This is a genomic window from Aquitalea palustris, assembly GCF_003693445.1.
Classification (GTDB): Bacteria; Pseudomonadota; Gammaproteobacteria; order Burkholderiales; family Chromobacteriaceae; genus Aquitalea; species Aquitalea palustris.
This window is the reverse complement of sequence record NZ_RFAR01000066.1, coordinates 1-6256: the sequence shown is the minus strand read 5'-3', so window position 1 is coordinate 6256 and position 6256 is coordinate 1. Positions and strand designations below refer to the sequence as shown.

The window sequence follows — 6256 nt, the reverse complement described above, 5'->3', positions numbered from 1 at the left end:
AGAACCCGGGCCAAGGCGCGCCGCCGCAGACAGTACATAGAGTACGACAAGGCGGCGCAACGCTGGAGCGGGGGTTTTGTTATCGGGTCTTAACACATGCACGGTGCAGCCGGTGCCTGGCATAAGGCAAATCCTGACCGGCCCGAATAATCTTCACGACTCGGAGACGGGTGGCGGGCCTGGGACGCAAAGAGTCAAATATCCACGCATGTGGCCGGCTTGCCAATGATAGGGCAAGCCTTATCCGCGGCATCGTTTCCAATAGTACGGGCCGTCGAGTGTTGCGCTACCAAGTGCCACGGGCGGTGTAAGATGACTACCCTGCTCACATTGCACGGAAACAGGCGTTTTATGTTTATAGAGGACAGCAGCAGCATTCAGTATCGGCAACTCACCACGGCTGCAGGTACGATTTTTTCTGTACCGGAATTTATCTTGCGAGTGGATGAAGCACACTTCTGCGGCTGGCAGCTGCGCTATGGCGAATGGACCGACTTTGCTGACCGCCCAGGCCCGGATGGTGCATCCCTGGCCCTGCAAATGGCAGTTGAGGAAATGCTAGAACGCGTGGAATATCGCGGTAAATAAAACAGCCCGGTCTTTCGCCGGAAAGATAAGGGCCGGCAGGAATCTGCCCATCACCCCGCCTGCTGCCAACCCGGCGGCCAGTCAGCATCGTCGCGAATCAGGCCTTGGCGCGCCATTATCTGGTCGGCACCACCCCCTGCAGACACTCAGGAAAGGTGGATAATCGCCACTTGGGCGCGGTGACCATCAAGCAAACCAACGTACTTCCCCGGATTCCTTCAAACGTGCGGCGGTTTAACAGACACTTGCTGGCACGCCAAGACGTCACGTATCACTGAAATCGGAACGGAAGAAACTCTCCATCGCTGCATTATCCCAGCAGTTCCCGGCGCGGGAGTGGCTTGGCACTATTCCATGCCGCTTCAGCAATGCCTGGTAGTCAAAGGCACAGTACTGACTCCCTCGGTCCGAATGCAGAATCACTTCTCCGGAAGGCTTGCGACGTGCCACAGCCATCGTCAAGGCCGCATGTACCAGCTCTTGCTGCATTCGGTGATGCATTGCCCAGCCCACGACGGCCCGGGAGTACAAGTCCAGTACCACCGCCAAATACAGCCACCCTTCGCCAGTCCGGATATAGGTCATATCGGATACCCAGCGCTGATTGAGATTGTCTGCAGCAGACTGCCGTTGTAGCAGATTCGGTGCGACGGGGAGAAGGTGCTGGCCTCCACTGACGGGTCTCCAACGCTTACGGGTTCTGACCTTGATACCGTTGTGCCGCATCAATTTGGCGATGCGATGCCTCCCGCAAGCAAAGCCCTGCGCCCGAAGTTCGGCATGGATACATCGATGGCCATCAATACCATTCACCTCAGCGTGCACCAGCCGGATTTCACGCAGCAGTTGTCGGTTTGCCATCTCTCGCGCTGACGGTGGGCGATGTAGCCATGCATAGTAGCCACTACGGGGCACACGAAACAGTTGGCACATCGGGCCAATAGGGTAGCGGCCCGACAGTGCCTGGATGGCACGGAACTTCACTTCGTGGGTTGCGAGAAGATGGCGAGCGCTTTTTTTAACACATCGCGCTCCATGGTGACGCGAGCGAGTTCGTCACGAAGTCGTTTCAGTTCGGCCGCTTCGCCGCTCTGCCTGCCTCGACCGGGGAAAGCATCGGTTCCAGCCTCTTGAAATTGGCGCTTCCACTTGCCGAGCAGCGACTCGGTAATCTCGAATGCTTGGGCGACATGCCGTAATGGTGTGCCGGCAAGGACCTGTTCAACCGCCTCTCGCTTGAGGGAATCGGGGAAAGTACGTCTGGTTTTATTCATGGACACAGCTCCCAAGTGGTGATTATCCACCTCAAGTTAGTGTCCACAAAGGGCGGGACAGACCACAACTAAGGAAACCCCATGCAGCGGAGTGGAGATCAGCGGCTCCGTACCCTGCCATAAGGTCGGAATGAAAACGTGGTCAATCAATACCGCCCCGGCGTCACACCCAAAAGACGTCGAAACATCGCGATGAACGCGCTCACGTTGTCGTACCCCAAGTCCAGCGCAGTCGCCTTTACCGACCTGCCGGTCGCCAGCAGCTCCAGTGCCTTCAGCACTCGGACGCGTTGACGCCACTCCGTGAAGGTGAATCCGGTCTCGGCAATGAAACGACGGGTCAGCGTGCGAGGCGCGATATCCACCCACTCGGCCCACTCCTCCAAGCGCCGCTCATCACCAGGCTGCTCGCACAAGGCCTGTGCAACCTTGAGCAAGCGGATATCCTGGGGCATTTGCAGGCCGAGCGCCGCGTGAGGCGACAAATGAATCTCGTCGAGGATGACCGCCCCCAGCCGTGTCTGCGGCTCGTCCAGTCCATCTGCTCCCCACGTGCTTGCACGCGCCACAGCCTCTCGCAGCAGACTGGAGACGACCAGAACGCATGGTTCGCTAGGCAATTCAGCGCAGGCAGATGCCGCCACGTAAACACTCCACCCCGAGAAAGGCCCGTGCGAGCGCAGCCCGTGTGGAACATCTGGCGGCAACCAGATGGCATAGCTTGCAGGCACAACCCATCGGGTATTTGCCGCATCGACCGACAGCAGCCCTTGTGCCGCACCGAGCAACTGGCCACGAGCATGATGATGAAGGGAGGTCACCCGCACCTCACTGGAGTGGTGCCCTACAGCCAGCAGAAGCGGACCACTCGCGTCCGCAGCCTGGGCTGGTGGAATCATGGGATCGAACATGAATGGCGTTAAAACAGTATTGATTGGCATTTATACCGTACGCACAGCAATGCAACAAATCTACCATGGCGGTTCGATCAACCATCAGGCGCGACACCACATGCAACCAACAGATATCTACACTGCCCTGGATGACATCCTCAACCAACAGCAGCGCCCCCTGGAGGATGTGCTCGACCACCATTTCAGCCCCGATTACCGACAGCGCACAAACGGACACTGGGACGACCGCCAGGCCTTCGTGCAACACGCGCGCAAGCTGCGCGAGGTCGTGGCATCGGCTCGCATCGAGGTGCTGGACGAACTGCGCGATGGCCAGCATTACGCCGACCGCCATCGCGTCCATGTCATGAACCGCAACGGCTCCCGGGTCGTGCAGGAGGTTTATCTGTTTGCGGAATTCGATGTCGAAGGACGTTTCGTCCGCATAGAGGAAACCACGCTGATGCTCGAAGGCATGGAGTCTGACCGCGACATGGGCAGCATGAAATAATGTGCAGTAGATGCGGGGCAAATCTTGCCGTTTGCGTGCCCCGCCCCTGCTTCCAGATCCAGCCGCTGTGTTACAAGCACCGCGTGCTGTTTTCCAGCAAGCACGCCCTATATGGTGACCAATCGCGACGGAAGCCGATGTCAACGGCGTAGCCTGCCTGGCACCGGAAGACGTAGCCCCGGTCAAGCGGCAAATCATCTCCAGCCGCTGCCACACCACCTGTCCTCCCTTTCTGCCAGCATCAGCCATCACTTGGCGCTCGCGGCAAGCGCGCCACACTCATGGCCGCCATTGACCAGCTCAACCTCGACCACAGCCGCGGCTCCATCCGCCCGGGCGCGGAAAGACTGAAAGATGACTAGCGAATCAAACGGGAAAAGAAATCACCGTGCCATACAACAAGGGCCGACCAATTGGAGAAGGTGGGATAGCGCGTTAAAACGACGGGGAATTTGCACACGAGTGATAATCAATGCGCAAACCAGTGCCAGAACAGCCGCAAAACTCCCTTGTTGTCCTGGTATTTTTCATACATCTACACATTTAGACGGTGGCCTTTGTGTAGAAATAATTTCACCCATCCAGTCAGATAACTCACTCTACGTAAGCTCATCTACGCAGCGCTACCTCGAACTGTTTTACTGGATACGAATAAAGTAGAAGTCGCCTTGATCAATACAGCGAAGGCAAAACCACAATTCAACACTTATCGCACAAGATGGTTCTTGCGCAATAAGAGGTCACGGGCCAATGAAGGAAAATCCGCCATCAGCAATATTGCATGTTCTTGTGCTGTCTGGTCCGTCCAAAATCGCTGACTAGCGCCGAAACGGGTCAGCCAGTGCGCGCTGATGCAAAAACTGCGGGTCAGTCAGCGTACCCAGAAACGCGATGATGTCCTGCTGCTCCCGCCGGCTCAAGTCGATGTTTCCGATGAGCTCGCTCTTGTATGGGTTCTGGCGGCCATCACCCTGGTATTTTCCCTGTGCAATCTTGCGGCCACCAGCGGCATAGAAGGCCAGCACGGATGGCAAGTCTTTCAGGCTGCCATCATGCATATAGGGTGCAGTAACGGCGATATTACGCAGGCTGGTCGCGCGGAACTTGCCCATGTCCTCCGCCAGGCCGGTCAGTTCATATATCCCGCGATTGCCCTCGGGAAATGCGCCCTTGCCGTCCAGGTTGTATAGCCCGGTGTTATGGAACAGCATTTCTTCCAGCCGGGTTTTAACCGATACGGTCTGGTCACTGAAATTGAAACCGCCATGACAGTGAAAACACTCGGCCTTTTCACCGAAAAACAGTGCCTTGCCGCGTAGCTCGGCGGCGGTCAGCCGGGTGCGACCTTGCAAGTAGCGGTCATACCGGGCATTGCCCGACACCATGCTGCGCTCGAAGCTGGCAATCGCCCGGATGATATTGCGCCAGCTGATGGGTGCCGCATCCTGCGTAAAAGCCTGACGAAACAAGCGCCGGTAGCGCTTATCCGCCTGCAAGCGTTGCAACACCCGCTGCTTGTTGCTGTCGTTTACTCCCATCTCCACCGGGTTTTCCCCGAACAAGGGCACGCTCATCTGCGTTTCCAGACTGGTGAGTGCCGGATTGGCCCAGGTATAGCTGGCGTTCCAGGCCACATTCATCAGCGCCTGGGCACTGCGGGCGGTGTACTCGCCGGTGGAGCCGCGCGAAACCGGCAGGCCATCGGTAAATGCCAGTCGCTGGATGTGGCAGCTGGCGCACATCAGCTTGCCATTACCCGACAGTCGCTTCTCATAAAACAGGTAATGCCCCAGCTCGACTTTGGCCTGGCTCATCGGATTATCGGCCGGCACCACTGGGGCGGCAAAGCCGGCAGGCAAGCGCCATTGCCAGCTGTCCTGCAAGCTTTCCGCCGCCTGCAAGGGAGCAAGGCAAAGCCCACCCAGCAAGACCAGCCCAGTGCATACTCCCCGCAAGGCCCACCCTCTTGCGCTCTGCTTCATGGCTTTTGCACCCGGACAAAGGCTGGCGATGTCTGCGGCAGCAAGGGCTGCCCGCGGCGCACCCCGGCTTCCAGCTGTAATTGCAGCTGGGCAAACAGTGGCTTGCATTCCGGGTCGTCCATGCTGCTCATGCAGCCGCTGGCCCCGCCCTTGTCCTCGGCCAGATTGCTGTCTGCCAGCAAGCGGGCAACATCCAGCACCACCCGGTCTTGTGCCGGGTCGAAATCCGGCAGCATCACCGCCACCCGATTAGGGCTGAGGCAATGCACGGCACCTACCTGTGCCGGATTGCCGCTACAGCCGGTGGAGCCCAGATGCAGCGTCCACACCGCTGCGCGGCCATTGCTGCGTGCCACCCCGCCTTCCGGCAGCAGTTCCAGCTTGATGAATTTGCGCCCCACCTGCCAGCTCCAGGCCATGCTGGCGCGATCAAGCGGCGCATCGGCCAGCTCGAAATTGCCATGATTGAGGCTGACTGGCCGCCCCTGTTCATCCCGCCCTTGCAGCGGCACCCCGATGCTGAACAGCAGGCCACGGTAGTGAGCGGCGGGCACTTCCCCTTGCACGGAGTCATGCACCGGCCCGGCAGAACCGGCGTGGCAGCTGCCGCCACCGGGGACAAAGTCCAGCAAGGCAACATCGCGCGACTGCCAGGCATCCGCATGTAACTGCAAGACCTGCGGCTGACCGTCGTCGCGCAGCAGACGGATATCCGACAGATAGAACTTGGCATCCTTCAGCCGGGTGGGCAGGGGCGGCTGCCCCAGTGGCAATGCAGGGCTGGCACAAGAGAAGGGCTGTTCGCCAGCTTGCAGGGCAAAGCGCAGGGCGACTTCCTGCCCGGCGGCTAGCCGTGGCATGGACAGCAAGCAGACAGTCAGCAGGCCGGTATGGAAAAAACGCTGCAACATGACAAGAACTCCTGCCAGGGGCCAAGTCCCCCGGCTTGCGGGCTGGCTTAGACCCGCTAACAAAACCCCCGATTCTGCGTTGCGCCGACTTGCCGTA

The 6256-nt window shown here is 58.9% G+C and carries 7 protein-coding genes; 2 read left to right on the top strand and 5 right to left on the bottom strand.

Features of this window, described 5'->3' with window-relative positions:
- The first annotated feature begins 312 nt into the window (after positions 1–312).
- Entirely contained in the window at positions 313–588 is a 276-nt protein-coding gene (locus EAY64_RS15375; RefSeq protein WP_147456237.1) for a hypothetical protein, read from the top strand.
- A gap of 264 nt (positions 589–852) precedes the next feature.
- Here EAY64_RS15375 and EAY64_RS15370 read toward each other — a convergent pair whose 3' ends face one another.
- The 3 genes from EAY64_RS15370 to EAY64_RS15360 form a co-directional block, all read right to left on the bottom strand.
- On the bottom strand, positions 853–1572 hold the full coding sequence (locus EAY64_RS15370; RefSeq protein ID WP_113023938.1) for an IS3 family transposase: 720 nt from the start codon (positions 1570–1572) through the stop codon (positions 853–855).
- Positions 1569–1862: a transposase gene (locus EAY64_RS15365; protein ID WP_103525621.1), complete on the bottom strand. Its 294-nt coding sequence runs from the start codon at positions 1860–1862 to the stop codon at positions 1569–1571. Before EAY64_RS15365 ends, EAY64_RS15370 begins: the two co-directional genes overlap by 4 nt.
- Positions 1863–2008: 146 nt before the next feature.
- Positions 2009–2773, bottom strand: a complete 765-nt coding sequence (locus EAY64_RS15360) for an AraC family transcriptional regulator (RefSeq protein WP_103525620.1) — start codon at positions 2771–2773, stop codon at positions 2009–2011.
- On the opposite strand from EAY64_RS15360, the gene EAY64_RS15355 reads away from it, so the two are divergent.
- Positions 2772–3266 (top strand): nuclear transport factor 2 family protein, encoded by a 495-nt coding sequence (locus EAY64_RS15355; RefSeq protein WP_199734466.1) that lies wholly within the window; start codon positions 2772–2774, stop codon positions 3264–3266. The two genes, EAY64_RS15360 and EAY64_RS15355, sit on opposite strands and share 2 nt — an antisense overlap.
- An 818-nt stretch (positions 3267–4084) precedes the next feature.
- On the opposite strand, the gene EAY64_RS15350 is transcribed toward EAY64_RS15355, so the two are convergent.
- Together EAY64_RS15350 and EAY64_RS15345 are read right to left on the bottom strand one after the other, a co-directional pair.
- Positions 4085–5248 (bottom strand): methanobactin export MATE transporter MbnM, encoded by a 1164-nt coding sequence (locus tag EAY64_RS15350; RefSeq protein ID WP_103525619.1) that lies wholly within the window; start codon positions 5246–5248, stop codon positions 4085–4087.
- Positions 5245–6159 (bottom strand): MbnP family copper-binding protein, encoded by a 915-nt coding sequence (locus EAY64_RS15345; protein WP_103525618.1) that lies wholly within the window; start codon positions 6157–6159, stop codon positions 5245–5247. Before EAY64_RS15345 ends, EAY64_RS15350 begins: the two co-directional genes overlap by 4 nt.
- Positions 6160–6256 lie beyond the last annotated feature (97 nt).

Excerpts from the sequence above, each read along its gene's own strand:
- EAY64_RS15360 (WP_103525620.1), bottom strand. The coding sequence starts at position 2,773 with ATGTTCGATCCCATGATTCCACCAGCCCAGGCTGCGGACGCGAGTGGT.
- EAY64_RS15345 (WP_103525618.1), bottom strand. The coding sequence starts at position 6,159 with ATGTTGCAGCGTTTTTTCCATACCGGCCTGCTGACTGTCTGCTTGCTG.
- EAY64_RS15355 (WP_199734466.1), top strand. The coding sequence starts at position 2,772 with ATGAATGGCGTTAAAACAGTATTGATTGGCATTTATACCGTACGCACA.
- EAY64_RS15350 (WP_103525619.1), bottom strand. The coding sequence starts at position 5,248 with ATGAAGCAGAGCGCAAGAGGGTGGGCCTTGCGGGGAGTATGCACTGGG.
- EAY64_RS15365 (WP_103525621.1), bottom strand. The coding sequence starts at position 1,862 with ATGAATAAAACCAGACGTACTTTCCCCGATTCCCTCAAGCGAGAGGCG.
- EAY64_RS15375 (WP_147456237.1), top strand. The coding sequence starts at position 313 with ATGACTACCCTGCTCACATTGCACGGAAACAGGCGTTTTATGTTTATA.